This window comes from Rhodococcus sp. (in: high G+C Gram-positive bacteria) (assembly GCF_049591685.1).
GTDB lineage: Bacteria > Actinomycetota > Actinomycetes > Mycobacteriales > Mycobacteriaceae > Rhodococcoides.
Genome location: NZ_JBAWFH010000191.1, coordinates 1 through 21,844 on the forward strand (window position 1 = coordinate 1; position 21,844 = coordinate 21,844).

The window sequence follows — 21,844 nt, forward strand, 5'->3', positions numbered from 1 at the left end:
GCGTCGGGTGCGGGTTGGTACTCCGCGCTCGGCACCTGCGTTTCCGGTGCAGCCACAGCCGCCTCGAGGGCGCCGTCGCGCGCCTCCGCGTCACGCTCGGCGGCCTGCTGGTCGGCGAGGGCCTGCACCTCGTCGCGGTTCTCGAGGGCGTACCGCAGGTACTTCTCGACCTCGAGCAGGTTGGCATCGCGGACGGCTTGCAATTGAACGGTTGGGATGTCGAACTCGTACTCGACGCGGTTCTTGATGCGCACCGCGCTGAGGGAGTCGAGACCGAGCTCGATCAGCGGCACCTCGGGAGGCAGGTCTTCCGGGGCGTAACCCATGGACTCGGCCACGATGATGGCCAGTCTTTCCTCGAGCTTCTGGTTGCTCGTCGGATCCCAGCGGTCACCGAAGGTTTCGACGACCTCGGGCAGTTCCTCCATCGGAGAACTCGACGCCGGACTTTCGACCGGCGTCGAAACGGCTTGCGCCACTGCCTCTCCGGACGATACGACTGCATCGTGCAGCAGCGTGAACGACGATCCGGCGTGCGCGTGCACCTGGACGGACGCGCCGCCGAGATGCGGAGTCAGCGTGGTCACCAACGTGCCCGCAGCGGGGACGGCGGCATGCGTCACCGACGCTCCCGACTCGACGCCCGTGAACAGCTGGGCCGCGGCGGCTGTGACGAGATCCGTGAGCGAGGAGACGGCCGATGCGTCGACTTCCCACACGTGGCGACCGTCGGGAAGTGCCACGCGCGAGCCCGGGACCCGACCGTTGCCCGACGAGTTGACTCGCGTGCTGAGCCAGAACTCTTTGCGCAGGTAAGCCGTTCGCGGGATCGGGGCGTAGTCGCCCTCGTCGAACAGTGTGGTCAGGTCGAGCGAATGACCGTGAACGTAGAGCTGGGCCAGAGCGGCGAGGAAGGTGTCGGCTTCGTCTTCCTTGCGCTTGAGCGTCGGAATGAGCGTGGAATCGGCGACGCCGGCAGCCCATGCCGTCGCTGCGATCGACATGAGTGCGACGGGGTTGGGCGCCAACTCGACGAACGTCGTATGCCCGTCTCCCACAGCGACATTGATGGCCTGGGTGAAGTACACCGGGTGCCGCATACCCTTTGTCCAGTACTCGACCCCGTGGATTGCCTCGTGCCCGACTCGGTAGTGCGCGCCCTCGTCGACCGACGAGTAGACGCCAGCGGTGAGCTTGCCGGGTTCGATGCCCGCCAACTCGGCAGCGAGCTCTCCGAGAAGTGGGTCGACTGCCGCAGTGTGTCCGGCACCTTTGACGTCGAGGATGCGCGCCATTTTTTCGGCGGCCTCGGCCATCGCGACGAGTTCCTCGACCTGCGCCCGCGGCCCGCCGACGGTGGTGTGCGTCGGCGCCGCGTACACGCACGGCTCCACGTCCGGGAACTGGTCGGTCAACGCGGTGACCTCGTCCGGCGTGTACTCGACGAGCGCCATCGCGCCCTGAGATGCGGCGCCGAGGCCTTCCTGGCCCTCCGCCAGCAGGCGGGAACGCGCATAAATGATTCGGACGGCGTCTTCGAGATTCAGCCCGCCTGCGACGTAAGCGGCAGCGACCTCGCCCATCGAATGCCCCAGCGTTGCAACAGGTTCGGCGCCATGAGCGCGAAGCGTTGCCGCCAGCGCGATCTGAATGACGAAGATGCCGACCTGCGAGTTCTCGAACTCGTACGTCTGGGAATCGTCGAGGATGATCTCCTTGATGGAGTATCCGGCCTCGTCCATCAGCAGCTCGTCGACCGCATCGACCGTCTCGGCGAATACCCGGTTGGTGCGGTACAGCCGTGATGCCATCTTGCGGTGCTGCGAACCGAAGCCCGAGAACACCCACACGGCGCCGTTCGACGCGGGTGAATCGGCGGAGAAGACACCCTGCCCCGGCTTACCCGCAGCGATGGCGCGCAGTCCGGTGATGGCCTCGGCGCGCGTCGACGCGAGAACCACTGCGCGAGAACGCCCGTGGTTGCGCTTGGCGAGCGATCGGCCGACGTCGGCCAGCGGCGTCATGCTGCCCTCTTCCGTTTCGAGCCAGTCCGCCAGATCAGCAGCGGCGCGCTTGCGGCGTGACGGCAGTGCGGCCGATACAGCGAGGACGACGGTCTCTGCTCCGGCCGATTCGTCGACGGGGGTTTCGGCAACAGGAGCCGAAACTTCTGCGGTCGAGTCCGACGAGACACCCTCGATCAGAACGGCATCCGGGTCCACTGCGTCAGGATCGAAGCTCGCGGCATCCGCGCTTTCGACGATCTCGTCGGCTACGTATTCTTTGACGACCACATGCGCGTTGGTGCCGCCGAAACCGAATCCGGACACACCCGCAACTGCCTTGCCCGTGTAGCGGGGCCACTCGGCGCCCTCCGGGATAACTTTCAGGTGGGCCTTGTCGAAGTCGATGTACGGGTTGGGCCCGGTGTAGTTCAGCGATGCGGGCAGACGGTTCTGCTGCATCGCAAGGACGACCTTGATGAGACCTGCTGCGCCCGCGGCAGATTCGAGGTGGCCGAAGTTGGTCTTGGCCGAGCCGAGCAGGGCAGGCTTGTCGGCGTCGCGACCGCGTCCGACGACGCGTCCGAGCGCATCGGCTTCGATCGGGTCGCCGAGAATGGTTCCGGTTCCGTGCGCCTCGATGTAGTCGACGCCGGATGGGGCGATGCCGGCGTCACGGTAGGCGAAGCGCAGTGCCTCGGCCTGAGCATCGGGACTCGGCGCTAGTAGTCCGTTGGACCGGCCGTCCTGATTGACCGACGAGCCGGCCACCACGGCGAGGATGTCGTCGCCGTCGCGCTTCGCGTCTTCGAGTCGCTTGAGTACGACGAGACCGCCGCCCTCCGAACGAATCATGCCGTTGGCGTCGGCCGAGAAAGCCTTGATCTTGCCATCGGGTGCCAGCACGCCCGTCTGACCGAAGCCGACGGTGATGGGCGGCGCCAGCAGCATGTTGACGCCACCGGCTACGGCCAGGTCGGATTCGCCGGTGCGGAGGCTGCGTACTGCCTGGTGCACGGCGACGAGAGACGACGAGCATGCGGTGTCGACCGCGATGGACGGTCCGCGGAAATCGTAGAAGTACGAAACCCGGTTTGCGACGATGGCCGTCGACGTTCCGGTCAATGCGTACGGGTGCGCATTGGGGTCGCTGACCGCGAGCAGCTGGTAGTCGTTGGAGGAGGTGCCGATGAACACACCGACCTGCGATCCCTTGACCGAGCTCGCGGGGATGCGCGCGTGTTCGAGGGCTTCCCAGGTCAGTTCGAGAGCGAGTCGCTGCTGCGGATCGACGTTGACGACTTCGTTGGGCGACATTGCGAAGAATTCGGCGTCGAACGTCTTGACGTCGTCGAGGTACCCGCCCTTGGTGACGGTGGCGTCGACGGCGGCTTTGATGGCGGGGTCGGACGTGAACTCTTCCCACCGGCCTTCGGGCAGGTCGGTGATGCCGTCGCGGCCTTCGCTGAGGAGCGCCCACATCTCCTCGGGCGTCGTTCCGGCGCCGGGGAAGCGGGTGGACACGCCGACGATGGCAATGTCGTGTGAGTCGGCGTGAGCGTTGCCGCGCAGATAGAAGGCATCGTCGACGGAATCGGCGGGCACGTCGGGCTCGCCCTCGATGATGATTTGGGCCAGCGACGCGATCGTGGGGTGCTGGTAGACGACCGTGGCCGTCAACGTGACGCCAACGAGCTCTTCGATCTCACCGCTCAAGGCGACAGCGTCGCGTGAGGACAGACCGAATTCTTCCATCGGCCGATCGTCGGAGATGAGGTCGACCGATTGCCCCGTCGCGTCGGCGACCCAGTTGCGCAGCCACCCGCGAAGCTGAGCGACGGTCATGTCACCCGCGGCATTGTCCCCGTCGGGAGCCGGCGTCGGGGTTGCTTCGGTCACTGCAGCATCGTTCTCATGGTCTGCCATCAACTCACCAAGGTACCTGTCGATTCGGGGAACGGGCGAGGCCCGAGAGAAAGGGTTGTTCGGTCAGTCCGGGAGTTCCGCGTCGGGGAAGGCTGTCTGTTGGTAGCCGCCGCGGAGGGTGCCCTCGATGTAGGCCGCCTTGCACGCACGCCGGGCGATTTTGCCGCTCGAGGTGCGCGGGATGGAGCCGGCGGGAACGAGGAGCACGTCGCGCACGGTGACGCCGTGGCGTGCGGAGATGGCGGTGCGAACCTCGTCGGCGATGGGCTCCGGAGCTGCCTTGCCTGCGCCGGGGGCACGCTCGGCGACGATGACCAGCTGCTCGGAACTGTCGTCCGAGTCCTTGGTCAGTGCTGCACCGCTGAATTCGAAGACGACGTCGGGGAGCTGGTTGAGCGGGACGGCGAACGCTGCAACGAACCCCGGGCGTAGCGCCTTGCTGGCTTCCTGCGCGGAGAACTCGAGGTCCTGCGGGTAGTGGTTGCGGCCGTCGACGATGACGAGGTCCTTGACGCGGCCGGTGATGTACAGCTCGCCGTCGTGGTAGACGCCATAGTCACCGGTGCGCATCCAGTTGGCGGTGTCGGGCACACCTTCGGCGTGCGATCCAGCGGAATTGCGACTGACGAGCTTGTTGTGGAATGTCTCGCTGGTTTCGGTTTCGCGACCCCAGTAGCCCTTGCCGATGTTCTCGCCGTGCAACCAGATCTCGCCGACGTGCTCGTCGGGGACCTCGGACGCGGCGTCGGAGTCGACGATCGTCGCCCACTGGCTACGCGCGACGTAACCGGTGGAGACCTGCGGGATTGCGCCCTTCGCGTCCTGGTCGACGACGACGAAGCGGCCTGCGTTGAGCTCGGTGCGGTCGACGTACACGACCTTCGCTTCGTCGGCGTGCTTGCTGGTGGAGACGAACAGCGTTGCTTCTGCCATGCCGTAGGACGGCTTGATCGCTGCCTTCGAGAGGCCGTAGGGCCCGAACGCGTCGTTGAACTTCTTCATCGACGTGGTCGTGACGGGCTCGCTGCCGTTGATCAGCCCGATCACGTTGGACAGGTCGAGATGCTCGCCGTTCTTGGGCAGTCCGCGCTGCGCGGCGTGCTCGAATGCGAAGTTCGGCGCGGCGGCGAACGTACCGGCACCGTCGGAGGCGGCGGCGAGTTCCTTGATCCAACGCCACGGCCGCTGCACGAATGCGCGCGGAGACATGATGGTGATGTACTTGCCGCCCAGCGCGGGGAGAATGACCGTCAGCAGACCCATGTCGTGGAACATCGGCAACCACGTGACGCCGCGCGAATCCTCGGTGATCTCCATGCTGTCGACCATCTGCAGGGCGTTGACGCCGACCGCGCGGTGCGTGATCTCCACACCGGCGGGGGTGCGCGTCGAGCCGGAGGTGTACTGCAGGTAAGCGATGTCGTCGAGCTTCGCGTCGGGCTCGACCCAGGTTTCGCCGACGCTGTCGGGAATGGCATCGACCGCGATGACGCGGGGGCGCTCGGCCGCGGGCAGGGCGCGGAAGAAGTTGCGCACACCTGCTGCGGAGCTGGTTGCGGTAAGGATTGCCGTCGGGTTGCAGTCACCGAGAACGGCGTGGAGTCGGTCGGTGTGTCCGGGCTCGTCGGGGTCGAACAGCGGCACGGCGATGGTGCCCGCATAGACCGCGCCGAAGAACGCGATGACGTAGTCGAGCCCCTGGGGAGCCAGAATCGCGACGCGGTCACCGGGCTGCGTCACCTGTTGCAGGCGAGCAGCGACTGCCCGAAGCCGGGTGCCGAACTGCGCCCACGTCAACTCGTGCGCCTCGCCGTCGCGCTCACGGGAGTAATCCACGAAGCGGTATGCCATGGTGTCGGCGTTCTGTGCGACGTTCACCTCGACGTGACGCACCAGCGTCTTGCCCTCGGCAATGGTGATCTGGCCGTTTTCATCGATGTACTCATCGAATGTGTGGCTCATTGTCTTCAATCTCCTCCGACGGGTATCCGCTGTGCTGCGCAGCAGGGCCTGGTTCTTCGAACTCGAACTCGAACCTCGCGGCCCCGAAGATCGCGGCCCGCGCCCCGACTTCTCTCCGACTCACTCGTGTGCCGAACAGCGTGAATATTACTAGCTGGTAGCTACCTGTTTTGCCAGTTCTCGTTGCCACCACCATGCTCTACCCTCTCGGGTGAAACACGGCGACGACACGTCCGCGGTCACTCGCCTTTCAGCAGCTCGATGACCGGAGCGAACGCTTCCATCTGAGTGGGGAAAACCCCGACGTAGGACATCGTCGTTTTCGCGCGAACGTTACGGATCTGATCGGCGATTTCCCCGTACGTGCCGAAAGCAAGGTACGGGGAGGTGAGGATGTCCTCGACGCTGAGCTTGACATCGACATCGACATTGGGGGGATATCCGTTGTCGAGTGCTGCCAGAGCCATCTCTGCCATCTGCTCCCGATCGTCGGTGACGACGATGGTGGTGATGGCCCAGTTCAATTCGATCTCGTCGAATCGATCACCGGCAGCCTTACGAATGAGCTCGACGCGCTCGAGCGTCTTCTCCAGCGTCATTCCCGACAGCTGGAGTTTGCCTTCCTTCGTCGTGCTCGGCACGACGGAGATGATGTCGGCGTACTTCGCTGCGAGCGCCAGCATGCGAGGTCCACCGCCACCGACACAGATCGGTGGGCGCGGGCCCTGTCGAGGACGGGGACTGCCCTTGAGCCCGGTGATGGTGAAGTGCTTGCCCTGAAAGTTGCATTCCTTGCCACGGAGCAGCGTGTCGAGAATTTCGAGGCTCTCCTCGAGCTTTTCGATACGAATGCCAGGGCGGTCGTACGCAATGCCGGCCTTGTCGTACTCGTCGCGCATCCACCCTGCGCCGAGCCCCAACTCGAGCCGCCCGCCGGACAGCACGTCGATGGTGGCCGCGTCCTTTGCAAGAATCGCGGGATGGCGGAAGCCGTTCGCGAGGACTGCTGTGCCGAGCCTGATCTTGTCCGTTGCCACCGCGAGCGCACCGAGAGCTGCAATGGGACCGACCTGATTGCCCAGGTGATCGGGAATCATGAAGCTGTCGTAGCCGAGCTCTTCCGCCTGCTGCGCCAGCTTGATGAACTTGCGCGCCCCACCTTCTTCTGCGTTTCCCTCTCCACCTGCGGCGAAACGGAATTTACGCAGCGCCGAGACGTGCCCTTCGACGGGCATGTCAGGGGCCTGGGCGGAACACATGTATAGGTCTCCTCGGTGCGGGTCGGCTGACGTCCAGCGCCTCGCCGGGGCTGGTCCAAGGCGCCACTCTATCTGCTGGCCACGTGGGAATACACCTGGCGGGGTCAACGCCCACCAGCTTTGTGCCCAATCCTCAGGACCGGGGACCGCTCCTTGTGAGAACTACACTGCGGTCGTCCGGGAGCTGAAGAATCAGGAGTTCGGAATCTCCGGAGCCGACTCGATGAGACCCGCCGCCCAGTTCGCCGTCCACTGCGTCGACGTCGTTCCGGCATCGTCCACCACGAACGAGTTGTACGACGCGTGAACGGGATTGCCCGCGGCGCCGACGAGAATGCCGATGCTTTGTGGAATGTTGCGCAGCGACAACCCTTCCGACGGTGACGCGCAGATCAGATCGCCCGGCGCGCAGATGTGGTTGACCTTCCCGTCGAGTTCACCGAAGCCGCCCTGCCGAGGCCCTGTCATCGTGATACCCGGCAGATCCAAACCGCCGAGCGCAACCTCGGCACCGACACCGTCGACGGGTGGCCCGATGTCGACCCCCGACGTTCCGTCACGTCTGCCGTCGGCGATGAGCGTCACGCCGAGAACCTTGTCGGCTGCGACCGGACCGTTGCCGCCGCCGATCTCCGCGGCGAGGTCACCGGCGATGACGGCGCCCTGCGAGAAACCGACGAGCACGTAACTCGTCAGCGGGCAACGCTCGGCCACGCGAGACAATTCGGCCTTCGTCGTCGCCATACCCTCGGCGCGACTGTTGTTGTAGGACTGCTGCCCGTCGGGCGGGAACGCGACCGGGTTGGAGAACTGCGCGACGTACGGAACGGTGTAGACGCTGGCCCGAGAAGGATCGAACTGATTCTGGAGCGGGCGAGACACGTTCAGCAACAACGACGCCGGATTGGCCGTCGGGTTGTACGGATCATCGGTGGCAGCCGACTCCCAGGTGCCGGGAATGGATACGACGGCGACGTCCGCGCAGTCCGCGGGCTGCGACTGCGGCTCGTCGGGGCCAGGCTGCGGCAGCGGCGACGGAACCTGATCGGGCAGCCGACCCGCGAGCAGGTACCACAATGCGATGACGACGAGTCCGAGAATTATCGCCAGGGCGAGAAGCTTCGGTAGCAGTCGACTCTTGCGCTTCGTTCGATTGGCCATGGCGTCTGCCGTCAGCCCTTGCAGTACGTGTTCTGGGCGGCAGCGATGTAGACCTGTGCGTCCTCGGCCGCCTGCTCTGCCGTCATCTGGGTGCCCGCCGCGCTGGCCTCGACACCGACGTTTGCCGTGACGAACGTGGCGATCTCGTCCGCGGGCACTCCCTGTGACTGGGCAGAACAGATGTACGTGGCGGTCGAGATGGCGATCTCACCGTTGGCGGCGGGCGTGATGCCGCCCTTCTTCAGCTCGTCGAGAAATGCCTGACCACGGTCGTCGACAGGAGCCGCCGTGATTCCCGGGTACCCCTCCGGCACCGGCTGCGGCTGCTCCGGCGGCGCTGTCGCGGCCTCACCCGGACTCGTCACCGCGGCAGACGTCGTCGCGGTGGCCGACTCGGACGAGGTGGTCTCGGCCGTTGTGGTGGACGCAGCCGCAGTCGTCGACGAGGTCGACGGAGTTCCCGAGACGGTTGCCTCGTCACCACCGCAGGCGACCAGGAACGCGCCCGCGGCTACCGCGAGTACCCCCATGGACAGGCTGCGCGTCAAGGTGCTTCGGCGGGGAGACATTTGCTTCGGAAACAGTGACATGTTCAATCCAGTCCTAGAGCACGATCGAGGGCAGAAAGTTGGGCCGGGGACGGTACGGAAGGCTTCAACCGGGGACGGTACCGGCGGCCACTGAGAATAGACTGAGCGGCGGACGGACCGAACCTGATCTGGGGTTTCCTTGCGTCACGGCGCGATGGTGACTTTTCCGTCCTTGACGGTGATGATGCCGAACTGGAAGTTCTGCTGGATTCCGCCACCGTTCATCTCGAACTGATCGCTCGTGATGTATCCGAGCCGGCCGTTCTCGTAACCCTCGTTCTTCCAGGCGTCGAAGATTTCGCCGTTGCGGATAGCCCAGGCTCCGGTCAGCGGGCTCCAGTAGATGTTGCCGTTCTCGAACTCGTTGAAGCGGCCGCCGTCGCGAATCGGGCCCTTCTCACTGGAGATCGGGAACCCGAGTTCGCCGTTCTCCCAACCCAATTGGCCATACTTGCCGAGAATCATGCCCTGCACCGAATGCGTGCCGAGCTCCGGGCTGAAGTACATCGCGCCGATCTCGAAACCCTGCACCGAACCCGGCTTCGACGGTGTCGGGACCTCGTCGAGCACCGGGTAGCCGAGCGGTCCGGCCTCGTAGCCCTGGGCTGCCCACTCGTCGAGAATCGCACCGCGCACTGCATGGGCACCCGCCTGCGGGGTGAAGTAGATCATCCCATTCTGGAAGGCGTTCGCACGTCCACGGCCGTCGGGCATCGCCAACTCGCTCGACTTCGGGAATCCGAGCGGGCCTGCCGGTCCGCCCGAACCCTGGTAGTTGCCGCCGATGGCGCCTGCGACGACCTGGGCACCGGTGTCGGGTGAGAAGAACACGCGTCCGAAGCGGAAGTCCTGCGCGCGGCCACCGGCCACGTTGTACTCCGCCGTCAGGCAGTCACCGAGCCAGGCGTTGGCGCCCGATGCGTTCCCGATAGCTCCTGCCACACTGCACGCGGGCTTGTCGACTTCGACGTCCAACGCGTTTGCCAGCTGAGGCCAGAGCTGCTTCAGCTCGAACTCCCAGTACTCCCAGGTGTGCAGACCCGACGGCCTGTACACGATCTGGGCCGGGATTCCCAGCTTGTTGAGCTTGGTGGCGAAGGACTGCGACGTCAGACGGGAAAGGATTTCGAGACCCATGCCCGCGTAGTTGGAGCTGACGCCCGGGATGCCCGACGGTGGGTCGAACGGTCCGGCGACGCCGTTGCCGCTCGAGACGTACAGGCTGACGCCCTCGAGCTGGTCGGCGAGGACGTACGGGTCGTGCTCGGACCACAAGCTGTTGGTGGGTGCGCCCCACATCGCCTTGGAGTTGAATCCGCCCGCGTCGGCCATGGCGTACTGGATTGCCTGCGGCATGCCGAGCGAGGTGGTGGTCAGGATTCCGGAAAGCGACCCGGCGAACTGAAAGAAACCCTGGTTGCGTGCAGCCAGGAACATGGCCGACGTGCCGCCCATGGACAGTCCGACGACGCCCCGGGTCTGGTTGGTGCGCCAGTCGTTCTCGAGGATCGGGGGCAGTTCCTTGGTCAGGAACGTCTCCCACTGGTAGTTCTTGCCGTTGTCCTGGTCGACCCAGTCGGAGTAGAAACTCGACTGGCCGCCGACGGGGAGCACCACGTTGACGTTCTTGTCGGCAAAGTACGACTCGGCGTCGGTCTCTGCTGTCCAGCCGTTCTCCGTGTCGGTCGCACGCAGTCCGTCGAGCATCCACACCGAGGGGAAGACCGCCTGCGGGTTGATGTTCCAGTCGCGCGCAAGCAGCAACTGCACCTGAATGGGCGTGCCCATGGAAGGAGAGTCGATCCACAACGCGACGCGGCGATCGGACAGCCAGTCCACCGAGGTGACGACGGCACCCGACTGAGACTGCGCCTGCGAAGGCAGGGCCGCCTGGGAAGGCAAGGCTGTGGGCGAGGGGGCTGCCTGAGCAATGCCCGCTGCGCCGAACGGCGACATCAGGGCGGCAGCGATCACTGCTGCCGCCGCTGCTTGCCGAGCCTGAATTCCAGCCGCGGGACGCCGGCCGAATCGAGCAAGCCCAGTGCGCATGGTGGTGACTCTCTTTCTTTCACGAGCAGACTTCAAGTAGCTGTCTTTCTACACGCGACAGACACGAGATCGGTCGAGGCTCGCTGTGACGGATGGTGCAATTGTGAATCAGGGAGTCGAAGGACTCCGCGAACGCACGAATGCCGCCCTGCGTGGTCGGCAGGACGGCATTCGTGGCAGTACAGGTACCGGGCCCGGAGGTCAGGCGTTCAGAGCGTCGAGGATCTGGCCGCGAGCCTTGAACAGTTCGGCGGACCAGTAGGCCCAGCTGTGCGTTCCGTTGTTCGGGAAGCTGAACGTGGCCGGAATCCCGAGAGTGGCCAGGCGAACCTGGAATGCGCGGCTGTTGGCGAGTGCCAGGGCTTCGAGGGCCATGCCGTTGGCGGTGTTGTAGAAGTCGATCGGTGCGCGCGGGCGGTCGTACTCACCCGGAAGTCCGCTGGCGGACGAGATGTACATCGACAGGCCCTCGAGCTGGGGCGCGAAGACGAACGGGTCGTTGCGCAGCCACGCGGGGCTCCACGGGGGTCCCCACATGGAGTCGACGTTGAACCAGGACTGCGACAGCATCGCGACGCGGATGGCTTCGCGCATGCCGGGCGCCGAGATGTTGAGGTAGCCGGAGAACGAGCCCGCGAACTTGAACTGGTCGCGGTGGTACGCGGCCAGTGTCAGTGCAGCGGATCCGCCCATCGAGATGCCGAGTACGGCGTTGTTGCTGCGCGAGACGCCGTAGCCCTCGAGGAAGGCAGGCAGATCCTCGGTCAGAAACGTCTCCCACTTGTAGGTGACTTCCTGGCCGTTGAGGTTGGAGGCGGCGTACCAGTCGCTGTAGAAGCTGGCCTGGCCGCCGACCGGCATGACGAGGGTGACGTCGTCGCCTGCGAACTGATCCTGAGCGTTGGTCTCGAAGGACCAGGCGTTGCGATCGTCGCGAGCGCGGAGGCCGTCGAGCAGGTAGACAGCAGCGTTTCCGCCACGTGCGGCCCACTGGACCTGAACCTTGATCGGACCCATCTCGGACGGGACGAACAGGTCTTCACGTCCACCGGCAGGAGCTTTGTGCACGACCGCGCTGGGTGCGGCGAGCGCAGTTGCGCCTCCGACTACTCCGGCTGCGATCGGTACGACGAGCGCAGCAGCGCCGACGCCGAGAAGGCGCTGGCGCCATCGATGGGACAATCTCGGCTTGTTCATGAGGCCGGCAAAACGCATGGGTCGTGCTCTCTCTCGTCTTCTGCGGTTTCCGCGATCAGCGGCCCCCGGCATTCCAACAGGGCTGTCTTCGGCCCCGTCGGGCCGTAGTTCGATTGGTGCAGTTGTTCGACTGGTGAGCTGTTCGACTGGTCGCGCTGTCCTGAAGCATTCGCTCGATGCCCGGCAATGAACCGGTCGCACGTGCGCAAGTTGAAGGGTATTCCACCCGACAACCCCGAAGCAAAACTATGATCTGCGTCTCAGGTCTGATTCGGGGTCGATATCAAGCTGTGACACTATCGCGAAGAACCCCCGCTGACCACCCCAACGATTCAGTGATTTCTCACAGAGGGAGCGGACAACGGGGGTCCGGTTCGAGAATGCGTCAGCCGATGTGTGCGCTGAGGTCGGGAGCCATGATGTGCGCCTGCTCCTGCCAGTAGCCCCACTGGTGGGTACCGACGGCCGGGAAGGCGTACGTCACGTTGTTGGCGCCGATGCTGGCCATCCGGAGCTGGAACGCGCGGCTGTTGGCCAGAGCGATGGCTTCGAGGCCCATTGCGTTGCCGGTGTTGTAGTAGTCGACGAAGCTACGTGGCCGATCGAGTCCACCGGGCAGTCCGCTACCCGCGAAGACCCAGACGCGGGTTCCGTTGTCGCGTAGACGCGGCGCGAACACGAACGGGTCGTTGCGCAGCCATGCCGGATCCCAAGGGGGTCCCCACATGGCGTCGATGTTGAAGCGGCCCGAGTCCAGCAGTGCCAAACGCATTGCCTCACGCATACCCGGAGCAGAGATGTTCAGGTAGCCGGACAGCGAGCCGGCGTAGGAGAACTGGTCGGGGTGGTACGCAGCAAGTGTAAGTGCGGCGCTACCGCCCATCGAGATACCGACGACACCGTTGCGGTTCGGGTTGAAACCGAGTTTCTGCTGCAGGTTCGAGCGCAGGTTCTGCGTCAGGAACGTTTCCCACTTGTACGTGGTCCGCTGGCCGTTGAAGTTCGACGGTGCGTACCAGTCCGAGTAGAAGCTGGACTGTCCGCCGACCGGCTGGACGACGTTGATGTTCCAGGAGGCGAGGTACGCACCGGCGTCCGTCTCGTGCTCCCAACCGGAAAGGTCGTTGGTGGCGCGAAGGCCGTCGAGCAGGTACACGACGCGGTCGGTGTTGCCGTCGGCCGCACGCCAGATCCGACTCTTGATCGGACCCATGCTCGAGTCCGTCACGAAGTCGAATGCGCGCGGATCGAATGCGGCGTTGGCCGTTGCACCCGTTCCGACAACAGCGAGACCGAGCGGAAGTGCCACAGCCATCACCAGAGAGGTAACTATCCGGCGGAGGCGCCCCCCGGCACCCTTGTTCGTTCTACCCAGCATGCATTCGACCTCTCAGCAGTTTCGGTGGGCCGCAGAACCTGCGGAACACCCTTCTCAGCGACGTGAATCCGGCAACGAGCCAGAGCAGTCACACACATCTTTCGCATACATCGCCCCGAAGGCGATGTCCGTTACCAAAAGGAGATATCCCATCTTGGCGACGAACAGATATCGACGCAACTCGGCCGCTCCGACGTCAATTGTCACCTTTCGGTATCGGAGGCTCCAAACCACATCGCTGTAATTCGTACTCAGGCACCCGATCGATGCGATATCCCGCGTAGAAGAACGAACGCTTGATGTTGCGAACGAACAAATCTTTCGTCAGCGGCGCACGTGAGGAATCGAGTAATTCTCGGGTATCGCCGCAGGTCAGGGCTATTTGAGCCTGCGCGACCCAGTCCTCGTCCATGTACCAGGGCAGGAACGGATGCTCGGCGACCATGCCGACATCGGCGACCACCCAGTCGGGGAACAGATTCTTGTCGTGGCCGATCCGCCCGTCTTCGAGACGCTCGGTGTGCGAGGCCAGCGGGTACGCGAGACCCATCTGATCGATGACCCTGACGTCGAGGCCGACGTTCATGCTTGTCATGCCGAGGTTGAGGAAGAACACCGTGTGTCCCGCACCGCCCGGCGGGATCGGTAGCGGTGGCGGTACGACATCCCAGTAGGTGAACTGTGCGCTCGGCAGCAGCAGGCCACCGTCCGGGGTGTTCTCGATGGCTTCGACCATGGGCCGCATGCGCGGGTAGTCCAGGTAGTCCGACGCCAGGATCGGATGAGCATGGCCGGTATTGAGCGCGTAGAACGCCCTCTCGTCGACGATGCCCGATCGACCGACGATCGAGCCCTGGGGCATTCCCGTGGTGTTCGCGGCGAAGAACGCCCAGATGACCGTCGTCAGCCACACGACGGCCCCGACGCCGAAGACCACGACCTTTCCCGCGCCCGCTCCGCGACTCGGGACGGACAGCGGCAACGCAGACACGGGCAGCAGGAGCGTGAAGAGCGCGGGCAGCAGGGTCCTGCCGTGCATGAAGTCGCCACCGACGCGCACTGCGTAGACCAGCGACAGGACCCCGGCGACCAGGACGAACGTCACGACTGCAACCGGTGACCGCAACCAGCGCTGTATCTCGCCCAGCGACCGGGGCAGACGCGGTGCCGAAGTTCCCGAGCCCGCGAGCGCCGTCGCGACGCCGGCAACGAGCAGCAATACGAGAGGAAGGAGCAGCATGTACGGGCCCAGCAGATTCCACAGGTAGTCGAAGCCCTGCGACCACTTGGCACCGCCTGCGTCCTTGGACACCGCCGTGTTCGGGTACGGCAACCCGTAGTAGCCCATTCGCCAGATTTGATAGAGCACCGGCGTCGTACCGGCCACGACGAACACGAGCAGCCGACTCGCCCACGTCTGCGGCGCCAGGAAAATCATGACCAGCGCAAGACCGGACATGATGACCAATTCGGGGCGTACCAGCGGACCGAGGCCCGCCCAGAACGCCAGAAAGAGGAGGGCGGGCGCACCGACGCCGCGGGTGGCCCACCGGACCATCAGTAGCCAGAGCAGTCCGATCCAGAAGATGACCAGGCACGTCTCGAGCCCCGAGGTGGCGAAATCGCGCGCAGGCGGGACGGCGATATAGACGAGAACACCCGCGGGCAGGAACACCGTCACACGCGCGTCGGTGGGTACACGCAGGGCGTAGGTGCCCCACATGGCCAACACGATGGCCGCGGTGGACAGAACGAGGGCGATGGTGAGAACGACGTATTCCAGACGGGCGTCGCTGAGCCAGCTGCCCGCGTAGACCAGGTATGTCCAGACGGTGCTGGTGTTGGCTTCGACTCGCTCGCCCGCGTTGAATACCGGGCCGTTGCCCGCCAGCAGGTTGCGTACCGTGCGGAGCACGATGAGTCCGTCGTCGGCGATCCAGCGTCGTTCCCAGGCACCGACGAGGAACAGCAACGCCGATACTATGGCGCCGACGCCGAAGATCGACCGGGTCAGGCCCTGCGCGGACCGTGACTGTCGGGTTTCACCCGGCGACTCGTGTGTCTCACCCGGCGACGTATACAGCGACACCGACTACTCCGATCCACGCGAGGGCAAGCACCTGCAACACCCTGTCGCCGAGCGCGATCTCTTCGGGCTCACCTGCTTCTCCACCATCGACGTCGACTGCGTAGCGCAGGATCGCGATGGTGAACGGGATCATCGAGATCGCGAACCAGTTGGTGTGCTTCTCGGCGTCCTGCTCGAAGGCCCAGAGGCCGTAGCAGAGGACGACGGCCGTTGCCGACAGCGTCCAGACGAATCGAAGGTAGGTCGTCGTGTAGTTCTCGAGCGACTTGCGGATCTTCGCGCCGGTACGTTCGGCCAGCTGCAGCTCGGCGTAGCGCTTGCCCGCCGCCATGAACAGCGATCCGAACGCCATGATCAGCAGGAACCACTGCGACAGCGGGATCGACGCCGCGACGCCGCCCGCGATGGCCCGAAGAAGGAACCCGGACGAGACGATGCAGATGTCGAGCACCGCCTGGTGCTTGAGCCCGAAGCAGTATGCCAACTGGATGGCGATGTACACACCGATGACGACGGCGAGCTGCCAGTTGGCGAGGAACGACAGTCCGATGGCCAGCCCAAGGCAGACCACGGCCATCGCGTACGCGAGATTGACCGGAAGCACCCCGGCGGCGATCGGCCGGAAACGCTTCGTGGGGTGCGCGCGGTCGGCCTCGACGTCCAGCGCGTCGTTGACGAGGTAGACGCCCGAGGCAGCCAGACAGAAGACGACGAACGCGAGCGCCACCGACAGCAGGACGTCGGTTTCCGTCACCGAACCGGCCGCGAGCGGCGCAGCCAACACGAGGACGTTCTTGACCCACTGGCGCGGACGGAGAGCCTTCACCACTCCGTCGAGCAGGTTCTTCGGAGGTGCTCCGAGGACGGCGGCTTCTTCGCTCATTTGTCTCCTTCGAACTTGCACACGGCGGCTGCGGACAGCGCGCCGAGCGCCGACCCCGCAAGCACGTCGGTGGGGTAGTGCACTCCGAGAACCAACCGCGACAGCATCATCGGGGGCACCAGCAACGCAGGCAAGGGTAGTCCGGTCAGGCGACCGAGCAGAACGGCGGCTGCCGTCGTGGACGTCGCATGAGAGGACGGAAAGCTCAACCGGCTGGGCGTCGAAACGTTGACGCGCACCGAGGGGTCACTGGGACGCCTGCGACGAACCACGCGCTTGATGACGATCGACGCCGCGTGCGAACCGACCGCGCCGACGGCCACGCCGGCCCACCGGCGTCGACGCGAACTGTCGAGAGCAGCACCGACGCCCGCGATGGCGACCCAGCCGAGGGCGTGCTCACCGAAGTGCGACATCGCTCGGGCGACGGGAATCGCGCCGGGCTGCGCGCCGACGGTCGCCTGCACCTTCGCCAGGATGCGAACCTCGGTGGGTGCGTCGCTCTGGTTCTTACGCCTCGTAACGAAAGACACGTTCCCAGGTTTCCTTACTGGTGAGGTGAGGCACGGCGTCGCGATAGCGACCCTTGAGGTCGGGGAATCGGCGAAGAAGCTCACCGCGCAGGGCCATCGATTCCTTGAGCAGCGCCGCCGCCTTCTCGCGGTCGCGCTGCCGGTAGACGACGCCTCGCCCGTCGGCCGTGGTGACGGTGACACCGTCGACCTGAGACAGCAGGAACCACCGGGCGTCGAGCGTCGGGACGTTGAGCTGCGGTCGCTCGTGGTGACGGGTCTGTGCCGGCTTGGCGTTGTGCACCAGGCCCTTGGCGAGGCGGCCGATCTTTTTCAGCGGGCCGACGGGCAGTCCGACGGGACCCACCTCGTCGCCCGACGCCACGGGAAGGTCCGTCGACGATCCGACGACGACTGCGTCCGGGTACGTCTTGCGCAGGGCATGAACTTCGCCGAGCGAGGTCGGAAGGATGTCGAGAATGTGTTCGGGGCCTGCGAGGAAGTCCCGGATCGCCTTGTTCTGGATGGCGACGGTGGAGTATTCGAGGCACAGCAGGTGCTTGACGGTGGCCTTGGTGGTGTCGAGCACCAGACCGCGGCCGTTACCCGGCATGTGCAGCGCGGCCACCACCAATCGGTTGCGCAGGTGGAAGTACGCCTGCCAGTCGATGGCGTCGTCCTTGTCGCTCCACGCCATATGCCAAATCGCGGCACCGGGGAGGGTGACCGTCGGGTAGCCGGCTTCCTTGGCGCGAAGGCCGTACTCGGCGTCGTCCCACTTGATGAACAGTGGCAGCGGCTGACCCAGTTCTTCGGCGACGACGCGCGGGATCATGCACATCCACCAGCCGTTGTAGTCGACGTCGATGCGTCGGTGCAGCAGCTTGCTGGTGCGCAGGGGCTCTTCGCTGAAGTCGTGGTCGTACTCGACGTTCTGCGCGGCGGTCCACATGAAGTTGCCGCGGTTGATCACTTCACCCATGACGTGCAGGTGGCTGCGCGCCTGCAGATTGAGCATCTGCCCGCCGACGAGGGTGGGCACCTTCGCGAACCGCGACATCGCGAGGGCACGCAGGATCGAATCGGGCTCGATCTCGATGTCGTCGTCCATGAACAGGATGTGTTGGCAGTCGGTGTTGTTCAGCGCCTCGTACATGATGCGGCTGTAGCCACCCGAACCGCCGAGGTTGGCCTGGTCGTGTACGGCGAGACGGTCGCCGAGAGCCGCCGCGGCCTCGTCGAACCCGGGCTCGTCCTTGGCCTTCCTCGTACCTTGATCGGGCATGATGACGGCCTTGACGACATCGAGCACCAGCGGGTCCGAGCCAAGCGCGACAAGGGCTTTCACCGCGTCGGTCGGACGGTTGAACGTGGGAATGCCGACCGCGACGCTGGCTTCACCCGGAGCGTCGACGGGTGCGAACCATCCGGCGCTCTCGAGCACGACCTCGGAATCGGAGGTGATGTCGAACCAGATCCAGCCACCGTCCTCGAACGGGCCCAGATCGATCATGAACTCCTGCGCTGCGTCACCGTCGACGGCTTCGCGGCCCTCGACGTGGATGCGTGACGCATCGGCCTTGGAGCGATACACGTCGATGCGGCAGTGCCCGGATACCTCGACGCGCAGCACGACGGAGGTCAGCGTGCTGTAGCGGCGCCAATAGCTCGCGGGGAACGCGTTGAAGTACGTGCAGAACGAGACCTCGGATTCGGCACCGACGGCAACCGACGTACGCGAGAGCGAATGTGCCCGTCGCGCATTGGTCGTCGCTTCCTCGAGGTAGAGGGTGCGCACGTCGAGAGGCTCACCCGATCGGGGCAGCAGCACCCGCTGCAGCAACGATTTACCGAGGTAGGGAACGACGTCGGGGACGCCGTCCTCCAGCAGATGCTTGGCTGTCATTTGTCCCCCGCCAGGGCAGCGCCCGATTCGAAGTATGGATTGAGCGTGTTGTCATACAGGTTCAACGCACTGGCGATGGCCATGTGCATGTCCAGGTACTGGTAGGTGCCCAGACGCCCACCGAACAGCACACCGTTCTCCGCCGTCTCTCGCTTGGCGCGCTCGCGGTAGGCCTCGAGCTTCGCGCGGTCGTCCGGGGTGTTGATCGGGTAATACGGCTCGTCGCCGCTCTCGGCGAACCGCGAGAACTCGCGCATGATGACCGTTTTGTCTGCCGGGTATTCCCGCTCGGGATGGAAGTGCCGGAACTCGTGGATGCGCGTGTAGGGCACGTCGCCGTCGTTGTAGTTCATCACCGGTGTGCCCTGGAAATCACCGGCATCGAGGACCTCGGTCTCGAAATCCAGTGTGCGCCAGCCGAGTTCACCCTCGGAGTAGTCGAAGTACGCGTCGAGCGGGCCGGTGTAGACGATGGGCGCGTTCGGACTTTCGGCGATGAGTTCGGCCTTGACGTCGAACCAGTCGGTGTTCAGCCGAACGTCGATGAGCTCATTCTTCGCCATGTTCTCGAGCCACGCGGTGTACCCGTCGACCGGAAGGCCCTCGTACGTGTCGTTGAAGTAGCGGTTGTCGAAGTTGTACCGCACCGGCAGCCGAGAGATGTTGCCCGCGGGCAGCTCCTTCGGATCGGTCTGCCACTGTTTGGCCGTGTAGTCCCGCACGAACGCCTCGTACAGGGGGCGACCGATCAACGAGATGGCCTTCTCCTCGAGGTTCTGCGCATCCTTCGAGTCGATCTCGCTGGACTGCTCGGCGATGAGGGCACGAGCTTCCTGCGGCGAGTAGTACCGGCCGAAGAACTGCGAGATCAACCCAAGCCCCATCGGGAACTGGTACGACTGCCCCTTGTACATCGCATACACACGATGCTGGTAGCCGGTGAAATCGGTGAACTGGTTGACGTAGTCCCACACCCGCTGGTTGGACGTGTGAAAGAGGTGCGCGCCGTACTTGTGCACCTCGATACCCGTCTGCGGCTCCGCCTCCGAGTAGGCGTTGCCGCCCAGGTGATGGCGGCGATCGAGCACCAGGACACGCTTACCCAGCTGGGACGCCGAACGCTCCGCCACAGTCAGGCCGAAGAACCCCGAACCGACGACGATGAGGTCGTAGCGGCCGGTCGCGGAGGCGTCGGAAGTAGTGGGCGAAGGATTTACAGCAGTCACGGGCAACCAGGGTATACGGTGCGGACCCGCCACCCGTGTGCGGTTCGTGTCGCTGGAGCAACACCAACCACGCACGGGCGCGGAGCGCTGTGCGTCAGATCGACCGACGCAGCAGGTACGTGTCCATCACCCAGCCGTGCTCTTCCTTCAACTCCGCTCGCACCCGCTCGATCTCCCCGACACAGTCGTCGAGCCGGCCCGCCACCAACCTTTCATCGTCCGTTCCCAGGTTCGCTCCCCAGTGGATGCCCCAAATGTCGCCGCCGACCAGTTCGCGGCAGGTCAGGGCTCCGTCGAGCATGACGACGATGTTGTCGGCACCCGCCGCGGCGTCTTTTGTCAGTGCTCGGCCTGTGGTGATGACGATGGGGCCGCCGATGCGGTTCAGGACGAGCCGGTGTGACGCCGCCAGCATCGAGACACTGCTGATTGCCGGCGTCACGGAGAAGTCGATGTCGAGGTTGCCAAAATCGCGGACCCGCTCGACGACTCGAATGGTGCTGTCGTAGAGAGAAGGATCACCCCAGACGAGGAATCCGACGGTGGTCGACGGATCGAGGCTTCGCAGCACGGCCTCGTATGCGCGGGCGCGGGCGTCGTGCCAGTCGAGCACGGCAGTGCCGTAGTCGCGGGGCTTGCGGTCACGCTCGGGATCCGGGACGGCGATTACCCGGTACTCGCCCGGAACGTGACGCCGGAGGATCTCGGCCCGAGCCTCCGCGAGGTCACCGACGGAATCTCCCTTGTCCGCGACGAGGAAGACGTCGACTTCGCCGAGCCGGGCAATGGCTTGGACGGTGATCTGATCCGGGTGCCCACCGCCGATGCCGACGACGTTGATTTTCATGCGCCAGAACGCTCTCGGCACGCGTCGTACAGATGCGACTCGGCGCCCGGTGTGCGCCCGACTGCAGGCCCGACGAGGATGACCGCTGCTTGACGTAGCCCGGCGGCCTCTACCTGGTCGGCGATGTCGGCGAGCGTTCCGGTCAGCGTGAGCTGATCGGGCTTGCTGGCATGGAACACCACGGCAGCGGGACAGTCGGAGCCGTAGTGGTCGACGATCTCGTCGACGAGCACGCGTATCCGAGTGATCGCCAGGTGCAGTACCAGCGTTGCCCCGGTGGCCGCGAAGGCCGACAGCGATTCCGCGTCGGGCATCACCGTCGAGCGGGCTTGCGTACGGGTGAGGACAACCGACTGCGTCACCTCGGGCACGGTCAGTTCGACGCGCAGTGTCGCTGCCGCGGCTGCATAGGCCGGAACCCCGGGCGTGACGTCCCAGGGAACCCCCGCAGCGTCGAGGCGCGCCGACTGCTCGGCCAGCGCCGAATAGAGAGACGGGTCCCCCGAGCACAGGCGAGCGACGTCCTGGCCACGGCGGTGAGCGTCGACGAGCTCGGCGGTGATGGTGTCGAGGTCGAGCTTCGCGGTGTCGACCTTGCGCACGTCGGCGGGGCAGTGCGCGAGGATTGCGTCGTCGATGTACGTGCCGGCGTAGACGCATACCGGGCTGCGTTGCAGGTGTCCGACCGCGCGAAGCGTCAGCAGGTCGGCGGCACCCGGGCCGGCACCGATGAAGTGGACTGTCACGTCGATGAGCGTAGGCGCCCGTGCGACGCGCCGCGCCGACAGGCAATCCCCGCCCTGGCTAACTCTCAAGCTAAGGTTTAGCCTTGTGTCGGATGGGGTTCATGTTGCTT

15 protein-coding genes are annotated in these 21,844 nt (G+C 65.1%); all 15 read right to left on the bottom strand.

Annotated elements, in window-relative coordinates:
• Positions 1 to 3,848 (bottom strand): beta-ketoacyl synthase N-terminal-like domain-containing protein (locus WBQ44_RS08150; protein ID WP_495566222.1); only part of this gene is annotated, 3,848 nt, incomplete at its 3' end.
• Positions 3,849 to 3,992: 144 nt separating this feature from the next.
• Positions 3,993 to 5,891 carry a long-chain-fatty-acid--AMP ligase FadD32 gene (gene fadD32 / locus WBQ44_RS08155; protein WP_495566204.1) on the bottom strand — a complete coding sequence of 633 codons (1,899 nt, stop codon included), beginning with the start codon at positions 5,889 to 5,891 and terminating at the stop codon, positions 3,993 to 3,995.
• A 239-nt stretch (positions 5,892 to 6,130) separates the two neighbouring features.
• Positions 6,131 to 7,150 carry an LLM class F420-dependent oxidoreductase gene (locus WBQ44_RS08160; RefSeq protein ID WP_495566205.1) on the bottom strand — a complete coding sequence of 340 codons (1,020 nt, stop codon included), beginning with the start codon at positions 7,148 to 7,150 and terminating at the stop codon, positions 6,131 to 6,133.
• Positions 7,151 to 7,342: 192 nt separating this feature from the next.
• Entirely contained in the window at positions 7,343 to 8,311 is a 969-nt protein-coding gene (locus tag WBQ44_RS08165; RefSeq protein WP_495566206.1) for a cutinase family protein, read from the bottom strand.
• 11 nt (positions 8,312 to 8,322) lie between these two features.
• On the bottom strand, positions 8,323 to 8,901 hold the full coding sequence (locus WBQ44_RS08170; protein WP_495566207.1) for a DUF732 domain-containing protein: 579 nt from the start codon (positions 8,899 to 8,901) through the stop codon (positions 8,323 to 8,325).
• A gap of 144 nt (positions 8,902 to 9,045) precedes the next feature.
• Complete coding sequence (locus WBQ44_RS08175) at positions 9,046 to 10,950, bottom strand: alpha/beta hydrolase-fold protein (RefSeq protein ID WP_495566208.1); 1,905 nt, start codon at positions 10,948 to 10,950, stop codon at positions 9,046 to 9,048.
• 201 nt (positions 10,951 to 11,151) lie between these two features.
• Positions 11,152 to 12,165 (bottom strand): alpha/beta hydrolase, encoded by a 1,014-nt coding sequence (locus WBQ44_RS08180; protein ID WP_495566209.1) that lies wholly within the window; start codon positions 12,163 to 12,165, stop codon positions 11,152 to 11,154.
• Between the two features lie 367 nt (positions 12,166 to 12,532).
• A complete protein-coding gene (locus WBQ44_RS08185; protein ID WP_495566210.1) occupies positions 12,533 to 13,525 on the bottom strand; it encodes an alpha/beta hydrolase in 993 nt (330 codons plus the stop codon).
• 196 nt (positions 13,526 to 13,721) lie between these two features.
• Positions 13,722 to 15,614: an arabinofuranosyltransferase AftB family protein gene (locus tag WBQ44_RS08190; protein ID WP_495566211.1), complete on the bottom strand. Its 1,893-nt coding sequence runs from the start codon at positions 15,612 to 15,614 to the stop codon at positions 13,722 to 13,724.
• On the bottom strand, positions 15,589 to 16,497 hold the full coding sequence (locus WBQ44_RS08195) for a decaprenyl-phosphate phosphoribosyltransferase (protein WP_495566212.1): 909 nt from the start codon (positions 16,495 to 16,497) through the stop codon (positions 15,589 to 15,591). The genes WBQ44_RS08190 and WBQ44_RS08195 overlap by 26 nt, the downstream gene beginning before the upstream one ends.
• Entirely contained in the window at positions 16,494 to 17,030 is a 537-nt protein-coding gene (locus tag WBQ44_RS08200; RefSeq protein ID WP_495566213.1) for a phosphatase PAP2 family protein, read from the bottom strand. Before WBQ44_RS08200 ends, WBQ44_RS08195 begins: the two co-directional genes overlap by 4 nt.
• On the bottom strand, positions 17,008 to 18,915 hold the full coding sequence (locus tag WBQ44_RS08205) for a glycosyltransferase (protein WP_495566214.1): 1,908 nt from the start codon (positions 18,913 to 18,915) through the stop codon (positions 17,008 to 17,010). Before WBQ44_RS08205 ends, WBQ44_RS08200 begins: the two co-directional genes overlap by 23 nt.
• The gene (gene glf / locus WBQ44_RS08210) at positions 18,912 to 20,141 is read right to left on the bottom strand and encodes a UDP-galactopyranose mutase (RefSeq protein WP_495566215.1); all 1,230 of its coding nucleotides are present in this window, start codon (positions 20,139 to 20,141) and stop codon (positions 18,912 to 18,914) included. Before glf ends, WBQ44_RS08205 begins: the two co-directional genes overlap by 4 nt.
• A gap of 94 nt (positions 20,142 to 20,235) precedes the next feature.
• Complete coding sequence (cobF, locus tag WBQ44_RS08215; RefSeq protein ID WP_495566216.1) at positions 20,236 to 20,988, bottom strand: precorrin-6A synthase (deacetylating); 753 nt, start codon at positions 20,986 to 20,988, stop codon at positions 20,236 to 20,238.
• Positions 20,985 to 21,734, bottom strand: a complete 750-nt coding sequence (cobM, locus tag WBQ44_RS08220; RefSeq protein ID WP_495566217.1) for a precorrin-4 C(11)-methyltransferase — start codon at positions 21,732 to 21,734, stop codon at positions 20,985 to 20,987. The genes cobF and cobM overlap by 4 nt, the downstream gene beginning before the upstream one ends.
• Positions 21,735 to 21,844: the final 110 nt, after the last annotated feature.